The sequence below is a fragment of the Microbulbifer variabilis genome, assembly GCF_052467165.1.
The window spans coordinates 904,435-922,431 of record NZ_CP174301.1; the positions used below are offsets into that span (position 1 = coordinate 904,435).

Here is a 17,997-nt window from a genome sequence, read left to right on the forward strand (position 1 = left end):
CATAAGATGAAAAAAACACTTCTGTGCTTTGTCGCATTACTGGTTGTCGCCTGTGCGACAACCAATGACTTCGTAGTTGCCGATTATATGCAGGACCCACAGAGTCTGCCGCCTGTCACTTTGTTTGCCAAAATACCAGAGCCAGACTTTGAGCGGCGCTGTGATGAGTTTGCCAATGGATCTCTTCTTAAGCACTGCCAGTTCGATGTGATTGATTATCAGGAGTTGCACAGGGAGCTCGAGAGTTCGGGCATTTTTGATTTGGTCCTGCTGGGTGAAGATGAAGTTCCGTACCAACTGCTCATTACTTCAGCTGGATATTTGGAGGAGGGAGCAGAGGATATCGGTGGGGCCGTAATCGCAGGTGCAACGATGATGCTGGCTCCCTTGAGTACGAGCCGTGATATACATATTGATGCAACACTCACCTGGCACGGCCTGCCATTAAGGCGCTATCAGTTTGAAATTCCATTTACATCAAGAATAAGTCTACTCACCCCAGCCGGAAAGGCCGATCGGGATCTTGCAAAGGCAGTTGCATCAGAGTTGATATCTCGCTTGCAGCAAGATCAGGTCATGGCCCCAGAGTTACTTTTCCAAACGATAGAGGCCAGTGACTATCACCAAACTCTCAATTTACCGGAGTCAGTAGGAGAGTATGTAAGCAATCCTTTAGTTCTGGCTAATCATCCCCTTTATGGTGCGCAAACTCGTTATGTGCACCGTCAGTTTCACTTTGACTCTGTGGATGTTTTCGTTTATCCGATACCTAACTGGAATTGGGAAGACCCAAAGTCAGCGCAAATTCGAGAGGTCGAAAGGATTCGGCGGGAATTGGCTCTAGTTGAAAGGGAGGCGCGTTGGCAATCCCTGGATCTCGGTGAAGAGGTTTCTGAAATCTGGAGTGTTCATGGAGAGGCGACTCCGGTAACACGTCTTTCCGGTCATTTCCTTGCAGCAGATGGGGAGCGTTTTGACACACACACTTACCTGTTTGTGCGCAAGGATAAATTTATCAAGGTTCGTGCTTCTTTTGCCGGAGTGGGGAGGAATAGGGCGGAGGTGGAGGCATTTGCTCGTGGGTTAATTGCGAATGCAGGTGTTCCTAGTGAATCCAAGTTTATGGCAAAAGTTCGTGCGAATTGGCGTGATAAGCAAGTGGTTAATTAACCTGAATTGAAAGAGGCGGTTTTCTTTTGACCGCCTCATATGGCATTTAGCTCTCAGTCGGGATCTTAGTGGCTTGCCAGGCGATCACTTGCCACTCGCCATTTCGTTTCAAAAAAGTGCCTGTGTTGAAGAAGTGGCTGGTTTCCTTGCTAGAGGTATCATTGGCCACCAGCTTAAAAGCAATTACGGCAGTGTCACCCAGTAAGCGGATATCTACATCCTCTGCTGCGTAGCTTGTTGTTACAGGTTCAGTTGAGCTGCTTTCCATCCCCTGTATTATTTGGCTCTTACCAAAGCGTTTGCCCGATGAGCTTGTGTAGATCAGGTCCTCGGCCCAAAAACGTTTATGGACTTCTGTACTATTAGCGGCACCAGCAATAAAGCTGTCTAGGAGTTTCTGTAAATCTTTGCGGTCATCGGCCTGAGTCTGCCCAGCAACTAGGGCTAGAAAAATAAACAGAATGGCTGCACGCATATTTGCACCTTCCAATGGTTACTCAGTTGTCGTAGTGGTTTCTGGTTTCACAGAAACTGTTGCTTCCACTGTGTGGGAGGCACCTTCGCGGGTAAAAGTGATCGAGATGGTATCTCCGGGGCGGAGTGTAGCCATAGTTGCCTCACCTTGCTTACCATCGCCAATTGGCAGGCCATCAATATGGGTAATCACATCCCCTGGCTTGAGGCCTGCACTATGGGCCGGGCTTTCGTTGTAAATTGCGGTGATCATGACTCCGCCTGAGGAAGAGAGTTTGAACTCGCGAGCCATCTGTGGGCTGATGGCACTGGCTTCGATCCCGAGCCACCCCGGCACCACACGACCATAAGCGATAATATCCTGCATAACTTTGAAGGCGATATTAGCGGGAATTGCAAAGCTAATGCCACCGGAGTAGCCGGACTGATTGAGGATAGAGGTGTTAATCCCGAGCAGGCGACCGCGGGAGTCTACCAGTGCTCCACCGGAGTTGCCGGGATTGACAGCGGCATCCGTCTGCAGGAAGTTTTGCAGATGGCTGCCGGTTCCTGAGTTCTCCAAGTGACGCCCTTTGGCACTAATAATCCCCTGGGTGACCGTCTGCCCGACCCCGAAAGGGTTGCCTATGGCCAGAACGACATCGCCCACTTGGGCTGACTCTGGCTCACCAACAGAGATAGAAGTGAGTCCGTCGAGTTCAATTTTCAAAACTGCTAGGTCAAAGTCAGCGTCGCTACCGACCATGCGGGCCTGGGCCTCGCGGCCGTCGGCTAATAAAATGACTATGGCGTCTGCCTGATCCACTACGTGGTGATTGGTAAGGATGTAACCGTTGTCGCTAACGATAACTCCTGATCCCAAGTTTGATTGCATCCTTTCCCGTTGGGGAACGTTCATATTGTCGAACAAACGGCGAAAAAGGGGGTCATTAAATAGTGGGTGCTGTCGCTGGGGCAGGGCCATACGGGTGTAAATGTTAACCACAGCAGGTCCTGCAACATTGACTGCATGGGCATAGGATACGGGGCCCTGCCAATCTCCGCCTTTGGGGGTTGGAGCAGTGCCACGCAATTGCGGGAATATAACTAACAGCAAGGCCGCCATGGCCAGGCCTACCAGAATGGGTAAAGCCCAGTCTTGTAAAAAGCGATTTTGGGACACTCTCGACTCCTCTTTGCGCTGATTATACACACGTCTTGGAATGGAATCGCCGGGAGGGGCATTTTGCTGTCTTTGGCCGAGGAGAGACAAAGGAGATTTATGATTGTTTATGTCAGTAGATATGGGCCTTTACTCATGGTTTTAAGGTTGATATGCGAAGTGTTGGGGTGGAGATGGCAATATAAGGTCCATACACAGCTGGCCTAAGGAAACAGCTCTTTTATTGGCTGTTGCCTCTTATCTGTAGGTTTATCTGCTGTTCTATCGTTTATGGCCCAATCTGTTCGTGGGTTATTATATGTTTCCGTGCCTATCTCAAAAATCAAATTTGTAATGTAAAATTTTGCTTTCAAAGCAAAGGCTTTATGCCCAGTTAATTGCCGTATACAGAGCTTCTTAAGGCTACTTTCAGATCGTGCTCTCGTGTATCTAGAAGCAGCCTAAAAGGCCGCTGCTATATTTTGTTGGCCCAACTCACGTGGTGCCTCCTTGATAGGAAACTACAAGTTAAGTTGGCTTTGTGAATGGAAGCCCCCTCCTAAATGCTCCTTTAAGTCCTTTGCCATCACTGTTCAATTTTGATGTTTGTCGCTTTTGGATAGCACTTTCCCCTTGCGCCTTCCCATGGGGGAGGTTAACCAGATTTTGAAGGGTAATTATTAGAGTGGACTGGCAGGGTCTATAATCCCGTCTCCTGTGATGGGCTGGCATTGGTCGCATCCTGCAAGTGCGTATAATGGCCCGTCGAAAATTTAAGACTAACCGGCAATATTTGTATTTGGAGACCAGCATGTCCCTAGTTCGCCCCCATGGCAGTATTGAGCTGCAGCCGCGCTTTGTGTACGACAGTGAAAGGCATCACCAACTGATGCATGAAGCGGAGTCGCTGCCCTCGATTGTGGTCAGCTCTGCCGCGGCGGCCAATGCAGTGATGTTGGGGGCTGGTTACTTTAATCCGCTGCACGGCTATATGAATCTGGCCGATGCGCTGAGTGTGGCTGAGACCTTGCGCACTGTTGATGGTCTCTTTTGGCCGGTTCCTGTCTTGAATGTGGTAGAGGACTGCGGTGCTATAGAAGGTGCTTCCCGGATTGCATTACGTGACCCCAATGTTGAGGGCAATCCAGTGCTGGCGGTAATGGATGTAGAAGCCATTGAGACCATTACTGATGAACAAATGAATAGCATGGCTGAGCAGGTATTTGGCACGCTCGATGAAAAACATCCTGGCGTTGCGACCTTTAAGTCAGCTGGGAGGAAGTTAATTTCCGGCCCAATCGAAGTGCTCAATTTCAGCTATTTCCAGAATGATTTCCCGGATACTTTCCGCACGGCTGTGGAAATTCGCAATGAATTTACCGAGCGGGGCTGGAATAAGGTGGTTGCCTTTCAAACACGCAACCCGATGCATCGAGCCCATGAAGAATTATGCAAAATGGCGCTGGAGGCTGTGGAAGCCGATGGTGTGCTGATTCATATGTTGCTGGGCCAGCTAAAGCCAGGGGACATTCCAGCGCCGGTCCGGGATGCATCAATTCGTAAGATGGTGGAAGTTTACTTCCCGGCAAATACTGTAATGGTTACAGGCTATGGCTTCGATATGTTGTATGCGGGCCCTCGCGAAGCTGTACTGCATGCCGTTTTCCGCCAAAACTGTGGCTGCAGCCACTTGATCGTTGGGCGCGACCACGCGGGTGTCGGTGACTACTATGGTGCTTTTGATGCCCAGACTATTTTTGATGGAAGGGTACCCGAGGGTGCATTGGAGATTGAAATCTTTCGTGCTGACCATACCGCCTATTCAAAAAAGCTGAATAAGGTCGTGATGATGCGTGATGTGCCGGATCACTCTAAAGAGGACTTCATTCTATTATCTGGTACCAAGGTGCGTGAGATGTTGGGTAATGGTATCGCTCCGCCCCCAGAGTTCTCTCGCCCAGAGGTGGCGCAAATTCTCATGGATTACTATCAGAGTTTGTAAAGTTTCCAATTAAAAAGGCGGGTTATCCCGCCTTTTTAATTGGGTTATCAACTGAAAGCTCTGCCGAAGTAACAGTTGATGGCTAAGTCTAACTTCCTGCGTGTGCCTCTTTTTCCAGGCCGTAATCCTCCGCAAGGGTACCTTTGGCTCCGGGCTCCTTGGGAGCCCAGTCTCTAGGGGGCTCCATATCCTGAAGTTGTTTGTCATCCTCCTTCAGCTTGCCGCTCCCGGCTTCGAGCATTTGTCGACCGATATCCTGGCTGGAAAGGCGCAGAGCGCTGTTGGATAAATACTCGTGAATTTCCTTGTAGCTTTCGGTTAAGTTGTGAACGAGCTGGGATGTCTGGTCAAAGTGCTCGTTTACCTGGAGCTGGAAGTCCTCCATTTTATTATTGGCTTCCCGCAGGCGTAGCTCGAGTTCCTGAGTGCGGTCGACGCTGCTGCGTCCGCGGACTGCGAGGAATGCCAGCAGGGCGCCCAAGGTCATGCCCAGGATGCCGACTAGAATTAATACCGATGTAGAGTGCACTTACTACCTCCTCAACTTGCTTTTATATGGCATTGGCGATCCGTGATGGATGCCGGCGCGGTAGTGGCACCGCCCCACGCCTCGGGTAGTCCCCCTCAAGTGACTATCAACCCCATGTTAGCGGACCCAGTATACGCGATTATTAACCCGACAATTAATACTGTTGGTAAATTGCGACACGCAGGTTAGCCTGCAGTTCCGAATTGCCGCTGGCTCCTGGCGAATTGCACTGGGTTGAGTGGGTGGGCCTAGGGCTGATGGCGGCTTCTCTGCTATCTAGGCGGCGCTATAGTGAATTTGATAGAGTGCGCGCCAGTAATACAGTTGTTGAAGAATCTTCCTTTATGCCTCCTGCCAACCCGTCATTTTGTTCCCCGATAGCGCGTTATGAGAATGATCTGCAGCGCCCAGATTTTATTGAGGACCCCTCGCAGCGAGCGGCGGTGCAGGAGTTGCAGGATTTGCATCGGCGTCTGGTCGAGAGGGCTGAGCGGGGCATTATTGGGAATCTGTTTGCCCGCCTTCGCAGGGCGGATGTCGGTCCGGAGCGAGGGCTTTACTTTTGGGGTGGGGTGGGACGCGGTAAGACCTATTTGATGGATGCATTTTATGAGTCCTTGCCTTTCCCCAGGAAGCAGCGGACTCACTTCCACCGTTTTATGCGCCAAGTACATGGGGGCTTAAAGCAGTATGCTGGGGAGAAAAACCCACTGGAGAAGGTGGCCGATAAGATCGCGAACCGGGCCCAGGTCCTGTGTTTTGATGAGTTTTTTGTGTCCGATATTGCCGATGCCATGATCCTTGCAGGTTTATTGGAGGCCTTATTTCGTCGCGGGGTGGCCCTTGTGGCTACCTCTAATATCGAGCCAGAGGGGCTCTATAAAGATGGTTTGCAAAGGGCGCGCTTTTTGCCGGCGATTGCGCTCCTTCAACGTCATACCAAAGTGGTTAATGTTGATGGAGGTACCGACTATCGCTTGCGTACCCTTGAATTACTGGAGCTTTATCATGCACCTTTGGATGACGCTGCGATCGCAAATCTATCGCACAGCTTTACACAGTTGAGCGTGGATGGCTGTGAGGTTCGAAGCGATGTGGATTTACAGGTGGAGGGGAGGCCTATTCGTGCACTTAAAGTAGCTGATGATGTGGCCTGGTTTGATTTTGCTGACCTCTGTGATGGGCCTCGTTCGCAAAATGACTACATCGAACTGGCGCGGGAGTTTCAGACTGTGCTGCTCGCTGCGGTGCCCAGATTTGATGAAAGGATGGATGCCCAGGCGCGACGTTTCATCAATCTGGTTGATGAATTCTATGACCGTTGCGTCAAATTGGTGATCTCGGCGGAGGTGTCGGCCGATCAACTTTATGGTGGGCGACAACTGCGATTTGAGTTTGAGCGCACTGTTAGTCGCCTACTGGAAATGCAGTCCCGCGAGTACCTGGAGCGGGCGCATCGCCCCGACTAATGACGCCTCGTGACACGTCGAAATATCGCTTGAAAAGCGAGCACTCCTTTTGTACTATCCGCGCTCTTTTGTGGGACGGCCCCTAATTCAGGGGGTCATATTACAGGTGTTTATAACATGAAGACATACAGTGCCAAGCCGGAAGCGGTAAAACGCGACTGGTACATTGTTGACGCTGCGGACAAGACCCTCGGCCGTATTTCTGCCGAGATCGCCCACCGCCTGCGCGGCAAGCACAAGCCTGAATATACGCCCCACGTGGACACTGGCGATTACATTATCGTAATTAATGCAGAAAAGGTTCGCGTGACCGGCAATAAGGCCAAAGACAAGATCTACCACAGCCACTCTGGCTACCCCGGTGGTCTCAAGTCCATCAGTTTTGAGAAGCTGATCGAGAAAGCGCCCGAGCGCACCATTCAGAGCGCCGTAAAAGGCATGCTGCCGAAGGGTCCTCTGGGTCGCGCCATGTTCAAGAAGCTGAAAGTATACAGCGGTAGTGAACATCCTCACACGGCTCAACAGCCGACTGAACTGGCGATCTAAACGGGAATAAATCTGATGGCAACTACTCAATACTACGGTACCGGCCGCCGCAAGACCTCTACTGCTCGTGTATTTATCGTGCCTGGTGAGGGCAAGATCACTGTAAACGGTCGTACCCTGGACGAATACTTCGGTCGTCAGGTGGCTCGCATGATCGTGCGTCAGCCGCTGGAAAGAGCCGATATGGTTGAAAAATTCGATGTTACTGTAACTGTAAAAGGTGGCGGTTCTTTTGGTCAGGCGGGTGCTATCCGTCACGGTCTGACTCGCGCCCTGATGCAGTACGATGAAGCGCTGCGTCAACCGCTGCGCGCCGCAGGTTATGTTACCCGCGACGCTCGTGAGGTTGAGCGTAAGAAAGTCGGTCTGCGCAAAGCGCGTAAGAAGCCGCAATTCTCCAAGCGTTAAGCTTTCTTTTGGGCCCGGCATCTGCCGGGCTTTTTTTATCTCCGGCATTTGGTGTGTTGAGCAGTGCTTGTGATGCTTTGCTCGATTTCTCGCTGTTTCGCTGCGTAATTCCCGACGTTCCTATGTCTTTGCCTTGTATCAAAATGGCATTTTCTTTAACATTGCGCGGATTTGTATCCGCTTGATTTGTGGGGTTTATTCGCGCGGGCAATCTGCCGGAGCGGGACTTCTTTCAAGACTTTTTGGGTTTGGGCCAGCGCATCTCCGGTGTATCCGGGATCGCTGTGATGGGAGAACTACGTCATGAGTGATGACGGTGTAAATGTAGGACGGCGCCGTTTCTTAACCGCTGCCACCTCAGTTGTTGGTGGTGCGGGAGCGGTTGGGGTTGCCGTTCCCTTCGTCGCTTCCTGGAATCCGAGTGCCAAGGCAAAAGCTGCTGGTGCTCCGGTTAAATACAACATTAGCAAACTTGAACCGGGCCAGATGGTTACTGTTGAGTGGCGCGGCAAGCCGGTCTACGTAGTACGCCGCACCGATGAAGTGTTGCAAAATCTAGAGAAAGTGGAGCCGCAGTTGCGCGATCCCAACTCTGAGGAATCTATCCAGCCAGATTATGTAAATCCGGAAAATCGTTCTATCAAACCAAAGTTGTTGGTTCTGGTTGGCCTGTGTACACACTTGGGTTGTGCACCTATGTACCGCCCGGAAGTGGGCGCCGCCGATTTGGGTGGTGATGAGTGGATGGGCGGCTTTTTCTGCCCCTGCCATGGTTCCAAATACGATATGGCCGGCCGTGTTTACAGCGGTGTTCCTGCACCTACCAACCTGGAAGTTCCGCCTTATTCCTATGAGAGCGATGAGGTAATCGTGATTGGTGTAGACCAGGAGGGCACTGCATGAAATGGCTAGCAGATTTCGGTGACTGGGTAGATCAGCGTCTGCCGATCTACCAGGCCTGGGATAAGCATATGGGCAAGTACTATGCGCCCAAAAACTTTAATCTTTGGTACTTCTTCGGCGTATTCTCACTGCTTGTACTGGTTAACCAGCTTCTGACCGGTATATGGTTGGTGATGAGTTTTAATCCTTCGGCTGAAGGTGCCTTCGCCTCTGTTGAATACATCATGCGCGATGTGGAATGGGGCTGGCTGATTCGATACCTTCATTCGACGGGTGCATCTGCTTTCTTTGTGGTTGTGTATCTGCATATGTTCCGCGGATTGATGTATGGCTCTTATAAGCCGCCCCGCGAGCTGGTGTGGATCTTTGGTATGTGTATCTACCTGGTGCTGATGGCTGAAGCCTTTATGGGCTATGTATTGCCCTGGGGTCAGATGTCTTACTGGGGTGCCCAGGTAATTGTATCCCTGTTCGGTGCAATACCCGGTATTGGCGATAGCCTGGTTGAGTGGATTCGCGGTGATTATCTGATTTCAGGTATTACGCTGACTCGCTTCTTTTCCCTGCATGTTATTGCACTGCCGTTGGTTCTTGTGTTGCTGGTAGTCCTGCATATCCTGGCGTTGCATGAAGTGGGTTCTAACAACCCTGATGGTATCGAGATTAAGAAAAATAAGGACGAGAACGGTATCCCCAAAGACGGCGTACCTTTCCACCCTTACTATTCTGTACATGACCTGGTGGGTATTGCGGTATTCCTGTTTATCTTCGCCACTGTTGTGTTTTTCTTCCCTGAGATGGGCGGTTTCTTCCTGGAGTACGCTAACTTCGAGGAAGCAAATCCACTGAAGACCCCTCCCCATATTGCACCTGTTTGGTACTTCACGCCGTTCTACGCGATCTTGCGTGCGGTAACTATGGATATTGGTCCTCTTACAGCCAAGTTCCTTGGTTTGGTGGCTATGGGTGCGGCCATTGCGGTGCTGTTTGTACTGCCTTGGCTCGATAAGAGCCCCGTACGTTCCATCCGTTACAAAGGTTGGCTGCCAAAAGGTTTGCTCCTTTTGTTCGCAGCGGTATTTATTATCCTGGGTTACCTGGGGGTTAAATCTCCGACCCCAGAGCGTAACTTCCTGTCTCAGGTGGCGACCTTGTTCTATTTTGCGTTCTTCCTGACCATGCCGGTCTGGACGAATCCAAAGGAGCGCAAGGGAGTGGGTTCCTGGGTTGTAAGCATCGGCTTCGGTGTACTGTTCCTGTGGATGGCAGTGGCTAACTTCTCGGTAAATACCTTTATGGGAGTAGTGACTGTTTTGTTGGCAGCTTTCTTCGCCTTGCTGCCCTGGATTACTAGCCGCGATGAGGTATACCCAGAGCCTGAGCGTGTAACCAGCCCATCTGGAGCAAAAACATTCGGTATTCTGTTTATCGGTATTGTGGTTGTTGGCCTGCTGACCTTTATCCCAATCAAAGCGGTAGGCGCTGAGTCCAGTGTTGAGCTGGACCCTATTAGTATCGACCTTCAGGACAAGCCGTCTTTGCAGCGTGGAGCCAAGTACTTCGTCAACTATTGCATGGGGTGTCACAGTGCCAACTATTCCCGCTGGGAGCGTGTTGCTACAGATCTGGATATCCCCAAAGAGCTGATGATGGAGAACCTGATCTTGGGTAACGACAAGATCGGTAACCTGATGCAGATCTCCATGCGCCCGGATGACTCCAAAGTATGGTTCGGCGCCACGCCGCCGGACCTGACGCTGGTTGCCCGCTCCCGCTCACCGGAATGGCTCTACACTTATCTCCGCAGTTTCTACAAGGATGACAGTCGTGCTACCGGTGTGAATAATCTGGTATTCCCCAGTGTCGCCATGCCGCATGTATTGATGGAGCTGCAGGGCTTGCCGGAATGTGCCCCTGGTCCTAAGCGCGACCATGGTAAGATCGTGCGCGATGAGCTGGGTAACCCGATCATGGACGCCGACTGTGGCAGCCTCAAGGTTGGTAGTGTGAAGGGTTCCATGAATCCGGAAGAGTTTGATCAGGCTATGTATGACCTGGTCAACTTTATGGAGTACATTGCAGAGCCAATGGCAGAAGATCGCAAGCGCATTGGTTTCTATGTGCTGGCGTTTATTTTTATATTCTTTATCTTTGCCTGGCTGCTGAACCGCGAGTACTGGAAAGACATACACCACTAAGATTCGCAGGTTTCTTTTTGATGGGTGGTGGAGATACTCTGCCGCCCTTTTATATTTTGAATAAAGGCCGGTGTTTGTCGGCCAACAAGTTTGAGGTAGTTTGAACATGGGTGTGCCTACCAACAAGCGCTCCTCTATGACCTTCTTCTCTGATGGTCGCAGTCACTATAGCCATCGGGTGCGTATCGTACTGGCAGAGAAAGGGGTGTCCGTAGAAATCATAGATGTGGACTCGGATGATAAGCCCGCCGAGCTCGCTGACCTCAACCCCTACAATTCGCTGCCGACTCTGGTTGATCGCGATCTGGTGCTCTTCGAAACCAAGGTTATGATGGAGTATCTTGACGAGCGTTTCCCACACCCGCCGCTGCTGCCCGTTTACCCGGTTGCGCGCGCTCAAAGTCGCCAGATTATGCATCGTATTGAGCGCGACTGGTGTCCGCTGGTGGATAAAATTCTGGCAGGAGGCAAAGATGCTGCATCCGCCCGTAAGGAGCTGCGTGATAGCTTGGTTGGCATTGCGCCGATGTTTACTGAGCTGCCGTACTTCTTCAATGAAGAATTTTCCCTGGTGGATTGCTGTATGGCTCCACTGCTCTGGCGTCTCGAGCAGTTCGAAATCAGCTTGCCCAAGACTAAGCAAGTGAAGCCACTGCTGGATTATATGGATCGCCTGTTTGCCCGTGAAGCGTTCCAGCAGAGCCTTACCGAGTACGAACGGGAAATGCGTTGAGGGTAGTTAGGTGAGTAAGCCGGTCATGACCTCCAATCGCCCATATATTTTGCGGGCATTTTACGAGTGGATTACCGATAACCGGTGCACTCCCTATATTCTTGTCGATACGCACCTTTCCGGGGTGCTGGTGCCACAACAGCATGTTAATGATGATGGGCAGATAGTGCTAAACATCTCTGAAAGTGCTGTTGCGAGGCTGACCATGGATAACTATGCGATCAGGTTTAATGCGCGTTTTGGTGGGGTTCCCACTGATATCCAGGTTCCGGTTGGCGCGGTAGTTGGAATTTATGCTCGTGAGAATGGCCAGGGTATGGTGTTTGAGGCAGAAGAAACCCCAGAACCGCCCGAACCTACCCCGCCCACCAGCTTGGGCAAAAAGTCGGTGAAGAAGCCCGCATTGCGCGTTGTGAAATAAGCTCGGCTTTAAAAAATTTCTAGGGGCAGTTTTGCCCCTTTTTTATTTTTTCTTTTTGTTTTCGTCGGTCTTCTCTTTTGTGCGCCTAGTCTAAGAAATTACTGTTATCAGGTGCGTATAATTCTCTGTTATTTCTTGCTCCCAATTTACCATGCCGTCGTATTTGCAGTGGCTGCGTTTTAGCTGGTTGCCCGGACTGCTCCTGATTTTGCCACTTGCCCAACATTTACCCTGGCTCGATCTGGCGTCCCTGAACAATGTCCAGCTGCCTTTTCTGTTATTGGTAACAGCGCTGCTGCTCAGTTTATTTTATCGCTCAAGCCGAGTTGGTCTGGCCGCATTACTATTAATGTTTTTCTATGGGACGATCAGTCTCGAAATACTGTTGAAGCAGGATTTTTCCCTCTATCTGGGGTTGATCGCCCTCAACTTGATGTTATTTAGCTGCAGCCGCGACCGTAGCATATGGAGTAATTTTGGGGTCGCTTGGCTGTTGATCCTGGGTGCACAGGGGATAGCCCTATTCTGGTTGCAGAAATATTATGGGCCGTTAGCTCAGATGTTTTCTTTGCAGCATCTGCCTGCTTGGCTATTGGCTCTTGACCGGTTTTCCCCACCTTTACCACTCTTGGCCTGTATGGCGGCCTCACTTGGCGCATTGGCACTGCTGGCTCTTTACCCCGGGCCCACGGCTGTGGGGTTATTCAGCTGCATCTTGCTTACGTTGTATGGAGTCTGGAGTGGGATGCCTCTGGTTCCTTTAATGTCAGTAGCTGGTTTCCTACTTATCTTTTCGCTGCTGGGTAGCAGCTATGAGCTGGCTTTCCGCGATGAGTTGACCGGAGTCCGGTCTCGGAGGGCTTTCAGGTATCGGATGCTCACTCCCGGCCGGCATTATTCTATTGCCATGATTGATATCGATTACTTTAAGAAATTGAATGATCGCTTTGGTCATCAGGTCGGTGATCAGGTACTGCGAATGGTTGCTACCCAGATTGCTCGAAATACGTCAGGGGAATTATTTCGCTATGGGGGGGAGGAGTTTGTGCTAATTATTTCTGGTCGTGACCTTTCAGCCGCAGAAAGACAGCTGGAGCTTATTCGGGAGAAAATAGCGGCCTATCCCATGCGCTTGCGCTCTGGAGGACGTATTTCCGGTCCTAAATTGTGGCGTTCTGAACGCCGTTCAGATCAACAGATTAAGGTAACCGTTAGTATTGGCCTCGCTCAGAGGGGTAAGGAGTTCAGAGGGCCTGATACTGTCCTTAAGGCCGCTGACCAGGCCCTTTACAAGGCAAAGCGGGGCGGCCGGAATCGCGTCTCTGTTAGCGCTTGATATAAATCAACCTGATTTAAAAGTGGCGCCTAATTTCTTATTCGCATTGGTTAATTCCGCGCCGTCCCCCGATACTGCAATGCAGGGTATTGAAGGGAGTTTCAGCGTGCGATTACTCAGTCACACAATCGGCATTCTTACTAATCCTGAAAAAGAGTGGAAAGCCATCCGAGCGGATAGACATTCTTTTTTCCAGGTTTTCGTGACCCATGTTCCATTTCTGGCTCTGATCCCTACAGTTGCCGGCTACTTTGGTGTCACACGGGTGGGATTTGAGGTGGGGGGGCATCTGGCCAAGTTGACTCCGGAGAGTGCAGCAGTTTTGTCTATAGTGACCTACTTTGCGTTACTGGTCGGAGTCTATTGCCTTGGGGAATTTATTAACTGGATGGCGAGGTCCTATGGTGTCGAGGGTGATGAACCTACACGCCATTATGAAGGCACCGCGCTTGCGGTCTTTATCACTACGCCAATTTTCCTCGCTAGTATTGTGGTTCTTTTCCCCCACCCTTGGCTTACTATGGCCGCCGTGGGCATTGCGGGGATGTACTCAATCTATCTGGTATTTGCCGGTATCCCAATTTTGATGAAGATGAACAAAGAGCGGGCATTTCTTTATGCCTGTGCGGTGCTCACTGTGGCGCTTGTCATGATGGTTACTGTCTTAATTACTTCGGTAATTTTGTGGAGCGTAGGAATAGGCCCTGTCTATCAGCATCACGTTTAATAAATAAGTGGAAACAAGCCGGCAATGCCGGCCTGTTGGTTAGTCGACCCGATTTATGGCTGCGCTGGTAGCAGAGGTGGCATTGGGCAGTCCAAGCTATCTGCTACGGCCCGGAGCAATTCGATTTCCTCTGCCTTGATCACCCCGTTATGGCTTAGGGTTAGTACCATTGCCTTTAACAATGCCGGTTTATCCAGAGCTTTCATCTGTCCTGCAATGGCGATGGCCTTGTCGAGCCGCGGTAAATTTATATCCTTGTGACTTGGCAGTGGTGTGGCCTCTATACCCAAAGCCTTGAGGCCTTGCTCATAAGCCCTTTTGGCAGGTAGATACTCACTATTGCCCGAATGGGCGATAGCGGCGAGAAGGAAACAGTTGGCATCTTTGCTGGCTCCCTTTTTATTGGAAAGCCGCTGTCGGTCAGGAGAGCCCTCCAGTGCGTGCATCAGTACCCGATATAGGGCCCACTCCCAAATCTCAATTTTCCCATCGCTGTGCAGCAGTTTGATCAGGTTTCTCTTGAATACTTGATACTGCTGAGGGACCAGTGCTCTCAGTGCGGGAACACAAAGATCCAACAGGGCCAAGCGTGCACTATTGGGCAGGCTTTCCAGCTGTGTCTCCAGTTGTCGCATTTCCCGCACCACTGCTGGATGGGCAATTTTATTGAGTAGTTCGCGTTGTACTTGCCGCTCTGCCCCCTCCTTGTGTAACAGCAGGTGATAAATCAGCGCGCGTGCGGCGAAGGGGTCATGAGCTGCCTGCTGAAGTCCAGAGGGAATAGATTGAAGCAGCTGGCGTCCGTATTGCACCTGTTGTTCGCTCGGGTTGGCAATGCTGTTATCTACAGCATCCAGCGCTGCCTGGAAGGGTGCGGATTTTGCGAAAGTGGATACTTGCGCGGACTCAACAAATGCAGGGGGCTGTGATTGTGAGGCGTTATTAGTATTGTCGGGGTAAAGGCCATTCCAGCTGGGGTCGAGTCGGGTGATACGATCTGACAGAGGCGGATGTGTGGCGAAGAGGTTAAATAGCGAACGCTTCATGCTATTGGCAAAAAACATATGGCTGTATTCCGCTGCCCTGCCGCTGGTCAGAGTCGATTTTGAGCCGTAACTGCCAATCTTTTTTAGTGCGCTAGCGATACCTGTATTGTTCCGGGTAAATTGTACTGCAGAGGCATCTGCAAGGAACTCCCGTTGGCGACTAACTGCAGACTTAATCAGGTTGCCGAAGAAGGTTCCTGTATAGCCCACAACCATTAATGCTGCGCCGAGCCCAAACAGAGCCGCACGCCCTCGGTTTTCTCGATTGCCAGGGTAAATTCCGCGAACCAGCCAATGGCCGAGCAGGCCAATAATCAGGATACCGTTCAGCATTCCTACGATACGGATATTCAAACGCATATCGCCATTTAAGATATGGCTGAACTCATGTGCCACTACACCTTGCAGTTCCTCTCGATTAAGGTTTTCAACACAGCCTCGAGTGAGGCCGATCACTGCATCGGTGGGTTTGGAGCCCGCGGCGAATGCATTGATCGCATCATCCTCAATCAGGTAGACATCCGGCACAGGGGTACCTGAGGCGATTGCCATTTCCTCTACAACATTCAGTGCGCGTTGTTCGTTGGAATTCTGTGGAGCAATATTGAGCTTGCGTCCGCCGAGGGATTCGGCCACTGCGCTGCCGCCGGCGTTGAGTTGGTGCAGTTTATATAGGCTGCCGAGGGCGACAATGGCAGCAATCGTCAGGGCGATGGATATCACAGTTTGCCAGCCCAGTAATTGCTCGATAGTACTGAATGAAAAAGGCTGGCCGCGAGAGAGCGCTATCGCTGCGGCAGCGACTAAAGTGGTCAGGGAGATCAGCAAAACTACGGCTAGAGCGAAAAGCCCTACAAGCAGGAGACTGTTTCGTCTGGCGCGATCCTGGTACTCAAAAAAATTCATCGCTTAAAACTCGATACGAGGTGCTACCTGAGCGGCATCTGAGTCGGCAAATTCCAGCAGTTGGGCATTGGCGCGATGCCCGAAAAAACCAGCCAGCAATACTGGCGGAAAGCTTTGTTTGTATATGTTGTAATTTGTGACCGAGTCGTTAAATGCCTGCCGTGCAAAGGCAACTTTATTCTCAGTACTGCTCAGCTCCTCGTTGAGTTGCATCATATTCTGGTTGGCTTTCAGGTCCGGGTATGCCTCCATTACTGCAGTAAAGCGTCCCAGGGCGCCATTCAGGGCGCTCTCTGCACGGCCAAGTTTGCCGATGGCAGTGGCACTTGACGGGTTTGAGGCTGCTGCCTTGAGATCGCTGATGGCGGTATTGCGCGCAACAGTTACGGCTTCGAGGGTTTCCCGTTCGTGTTTCAGGTAACCTCGAGCAGTTTCCACCAGGTTGGGGATCAGGTCGTGGCGCCGTTTCAGTTGTACCTCTATCTGTGCAAAGGCGTTCTCATTGCGATTTTTTAGGGAAACCAGTTTGTTATAAATCCCTACTCCATAAAACAAAAGTGCAGCAATAACCACCAGCACGATAATGCTTGATAACTCCATAAGTCCTCTCGCCACTTTTTCTTATGATTGGCGCCGATAGTAACACGCTCCATCTGCCGGGCGACGCTAGTAGTGAAACTGGCTCTGGCGGAGCAGGGTAGTGCTTCGGCTATAATGCGGCGACTATAAAACACAATTGCCGCCACAGCAGAGAGGGCGGTGTAGAACTGGGAGCAGACAGAATGAGTGATGTAACTTCAGACCCCGTAGTGATCGTCGGAATGGCGAGGACCCCGATGGGTGCCATGCAGGGTGGCTTATCCTCCTTGAGTGCCCCACAGTTGGGCGCAGCGGCAATTCGTGCGGCTCTGGAAGATGCAGGGGTAGCCCCCGCAGATATCGATGAAGTCCTGATGGGTTGTGTGCTTCCAGCAGGTGTGGGACAGGCGCCTGCGCGCCAAGCTTCGCTGGCAGCAGGTATTCCAGACAGCACGCCCTGTACTACCGTCAATAAGGTGTGTGGTTCTGGTATGAAGACTGTGATGATGGCCCGGGATGCGCTGTTGTTGGGGGAGGGCAAGGTCATTGTTGCCGGTGGTATGGAAAGTATGAGCAACGCCCCCTACCTTTTGCCTAAAGCCCGTTCCGGCATGCGCCTGGGGCACGGTGAGGTTAAGGACTCCATGTTTCTCGATGGCCTTGAGAATGCTGAAGACGGCAAATTGATGGGTGCTTTTGCTGAGGGTACTGCGGATAAGTATGGGTTCTCTCGTGAAGAGCAGGATGCGTTTGCCCTGGAGTCCCTGGCTCGTGCCCAGGCAGCAATTGAAAATGGTGATTTTGCCCGTGAAGTTACCCCGGTAACCATTGCTTCCCGACGTGGAGAGGTAGTCGTCAGTGTAGATGAGGCTCCAGGCAGTGCTCGTCCAGACAAAATCCCGCAGTTGAAACCGGCTTTCCGCAAGGATGGCACTGTCACTGCAGCCAACTCCAGTTCTATTTCCGATGGCGCTGCGGCATTGGTACTGATGCGAAAAAGTGAGGCTGATAAGCGCGGACTCAAAATATTAGCGGTTATCAAAGGGCAAGCTCAGTTTGCCCGTGAGCCCGAGTGGTTCACTATTGCCCCAGTGGGTGCCATGCATAAGTTGCTGGAAAACACCGGCTGGTCTGCTGCCGATGTTGACCTGTTTGAGATTAATGAGGCTTTCGCCGTGGTAACCATGGCAGCCATGCGTGAGCTGGAACTCCCCTGGAATAAGGTTAATGTGAACGGTGGCGCTTGTGCCCTAGGCCATCCATTGGGTGCCAGCGGTGCTCGAATCTTGACCACCCTGTTGGCCGCTATGGAGAAGCGCGATGTTAAGAAGGGCATCGCTAGCCTTTGCATCGGTGGTGGTGAGGCCACGGCGATAGCTATTGAGCGCCTGTAACTTTGGCTTAAAGCT

17 protein-coding genes are annotated in these 17,997 nt (G+C 51.3%); 12 read left to right on the forward strand and 5 right to left on the reverse strand.

Annotation, left to right across the window (positions count from 1 at the left end; translation table 11 throughout):
- Positions 1-6: 6 nt before the first annotated feature.
- Positions 7-1,170, forward strand: a complete 1,164-nt coding sequence (locus ACJJIP_RS03935; protein WP_020412593.1) for a hypothetical protein — start codon at positions 7-9, stop codon at positions 1,168-1,170.
- Positions 1,171-1,216: 46 nt separating this feature from the next.
- Here ACJJIP_RS03935 and ACJJIP_RS03940 read toward each other — a convergent pair whose 3' ends face one another.
- On the reverse strand, positions 1,217-1,645 hold the full coding sequence (locus ACJJIP_RS03940) for a nuclear transport factor 2 family protein (RefSeq protein WP_444946260.1): 429 nt from the start codon (positions 1,643-1,645) through the stop codon (positions 1,217-1,219).
- 18 nt (positions 1,646-1,663) lie between these two features.
- Complete coding sequence (locus tag ACJJIP_RS03945; protein ID WP_020412595.1) at positions 1,664-2,806, reverse strand: S1C family serine protease; 1,143 nt, start codon at positions 2,804-2,806, stop codon at positions 1,664-1,666.
- Between the two features lie 790 nt (positions 2,807-3,596).
- Between ACJJIP_RS03945 and sat the strand changes: the two genes are divergently transcribed.
- Positions 3,597-4,787, forward strand: coding sequence for a sulfate adenylyltransferase (gene sat, locus ACJJIP_RS03950; RefSeq protein WP_020412596.1), 1,191 nt, complete (start codon positions 3,597-3,599; stop codon positions 4,785-4,787).
- A gap of 88 nt (positions 4,788-4,875) precedes the next feature.
- Here the strand turns inward: sat and ACJJIP_RS03955 are convergent, their stop codons facing one another.
- On the reverse strand, positions 4,876-5,316 hold the full coding sequence (locus tag ACJJIP_RS03955; protein WP_444946261.1) for a Z-ring associated ZapG family protein: 441 nt from the start codon (positions 5,314-5,316) through the stop codon (positions 4,876-4,878).
- A 344-nt stretch (positions 5,317-5,660) separates the two neighbouring features.
- Between ACJJIP_RS03955 and zapE the strand changes: the two genes are divergently transcribed.
- The 9 genes from zapE (at position 5,661) to ACJJIP_RS04000 (ending at position 14,057) form a co-directional block, all read left to right on the forward strand.
- The gene (gene zapE, locus ACJJIP_RS03960) at positions 5,661-6,785 is read left to right on the forward strand and encodes a cell division protein ZapE (RefSeq protein WP_026305001.1); all 1,125 of its coding nucleotides are present in this window, start codon (positions 5,661-5,663) and stop codon (positions 6,783-6,785) included.
- A 117-nt stretch (positions 6,786-6,902) separates the two neighbouring features.
- On the forward strand, positions 6,903-7,331 hold the full coding sequence (rplM, locus tag ACJJIP_RS03965; RefSeq protein WP_020412599.1) for a 50S ribosomal protein L13: 429 nt from the start codon (positions 6,903-6,905) through the stop codon (positions 7,329-7,331).
- Between the two features lie 15 nt (positions 7,332-7,346).
- Positions 7,347-7,739 (forward strand): 30S ribosomal protein S9, encoded by a 393-nt coding sequence (rpsI, locus tag ACJJIP_RS03970; protein ID WP_020412600.1) that lies wholly within the window; start codon positions 7,347-7,349, stop codon positions 7,737-7,739.
- Between the two features lie 303 nt (positions 7,740-8,042).
- Positions 8,043-8,642 carry a ubiquinol-cytochrome c reductase iron-sulfur subunit gene (gene petA, locus ACJJIP_RS03975; protein WP_020412602.1) on the forward strand — a complete coding sequence of 200 codons (600 nt, stop codon included), beginning with the start codon at positions 8,043-8,045 and terminating at the stop codon, positions 8,640-8,642.
- Positions 8,639-10,840, forward strand: coding sequence for a ubiquinol-cytochrome c reductase (locus ACJJIP_RS03980; RefSeq protein ID WP_020412603.1), 2,202 nt, complete (start codon positions 8,639-8,641; stop codon positions 10,838-10,840). The genes petA and ACJJIP_RS03980 overlap by 4 nt, the downstream gene beginning before the upstream one ends.
- 106 nt (positions 10,841-10,946) lie before the next feature.
- Positions 10,947-11,573, forward strand: a complete 627-nt coding sequence (locus ACJJIP_RS03985) for a glutathione S-transferase N-terminal domain-containing protein (protein ID WP_020412604.1) — start codon at positions 10,947-10,949, stop codon at positions 11,571-11,573.
- A gap of 25 nt (positions 11,574-11,598) precedes the next feature.
- Positions 11,599-11,994 (forward strand): ClpXP protease specificity-enhancing factor, encoded by a 396-nt coding sequence (locus ACJJIP_RS03990; RefSeq protein ID WP_020412605.1) that lies wholly within the window; start codon positions 11,599-11,601, stop codon positions 11,992-11,994.
- 151 nt (positions 11,995-12,145) lie between these two features.
- Positions 12,146-13,330: a GGDEF domain-containing protein gene (locus tag ACJJIP_RS03995; protein ID WP_444946262.1), complete on the forward strand. Its 1,185-nt coding sequence runs from the start codon at positions 12,146-12,148 to the stop codon at positions 13,328-13,330.
- 106 nt (positions 13,331-13,436) lie between these two features.
- Entirely contained in the window at positions 13,437-14,057 is a 621-nt protein-coding gene (locus ACJJIP_RS04000) for a Yip1 family protein (protein ID WP_020412607.1), read from the forward strand.
- A 53-nt stretch (positions 14,058-14,110) separates the two neighbouring features.
- Here ACJJIP_RS04000 and ACJJIP_RS04005 read toward each other — a convergent pair whose 3' ends face one another.
- Both ACJJIP_RS04005 and ACJJIP_RS04010 read right to left on the reverse strand, forming a co-directional pair.
- Positions 14,111-16,009 (reverse strand): M48 family metallopeptidase, encoded by a 1,899-nt coding sequence (locus ACJJIP_RS04005; RefSeq protein WP_444946263.1) that lies wholly within the window; start codon positions 16,007-16,009, stop codon positions 14,111-14,113.
- A 3-nt stretch (positions 16,010-16,012) separates the two neighbouring features.
- The gene (locus ACJJIP_RS04010; RefSeq protein ID WP_444946264.1) at positions 16,013-16,609 is read right to left on the reverse strand and encodes a LemA family protein; all 597 of its coding nucleotides are present in this window, start codon (positions 16,607-16,609) and stop codon (positions 16,013-16,015) included.
- A gap of 182 nt (positions 16,610-16,791) precedes the next feature.
- On the opposite strand from ACJJIP_RS04010, the gene ACJJIP_RS04015 reads away from it, so the two are divergent.
- Positions 16,792-17,982: an acetyl-CoA C-acyltransferase gene (locus tag ACJJIP_RS04015; RefSeq protein WP_444946265.1), complete on the forward strand. Its 1,191-nt coding sequence runs from the start codon at positions 16,792-16,794 to the stop codon at positions 17,980-17,982.
- The last annotated feature ends 15 nt before the right edge of the window (positions 17,983-17,997 follow it).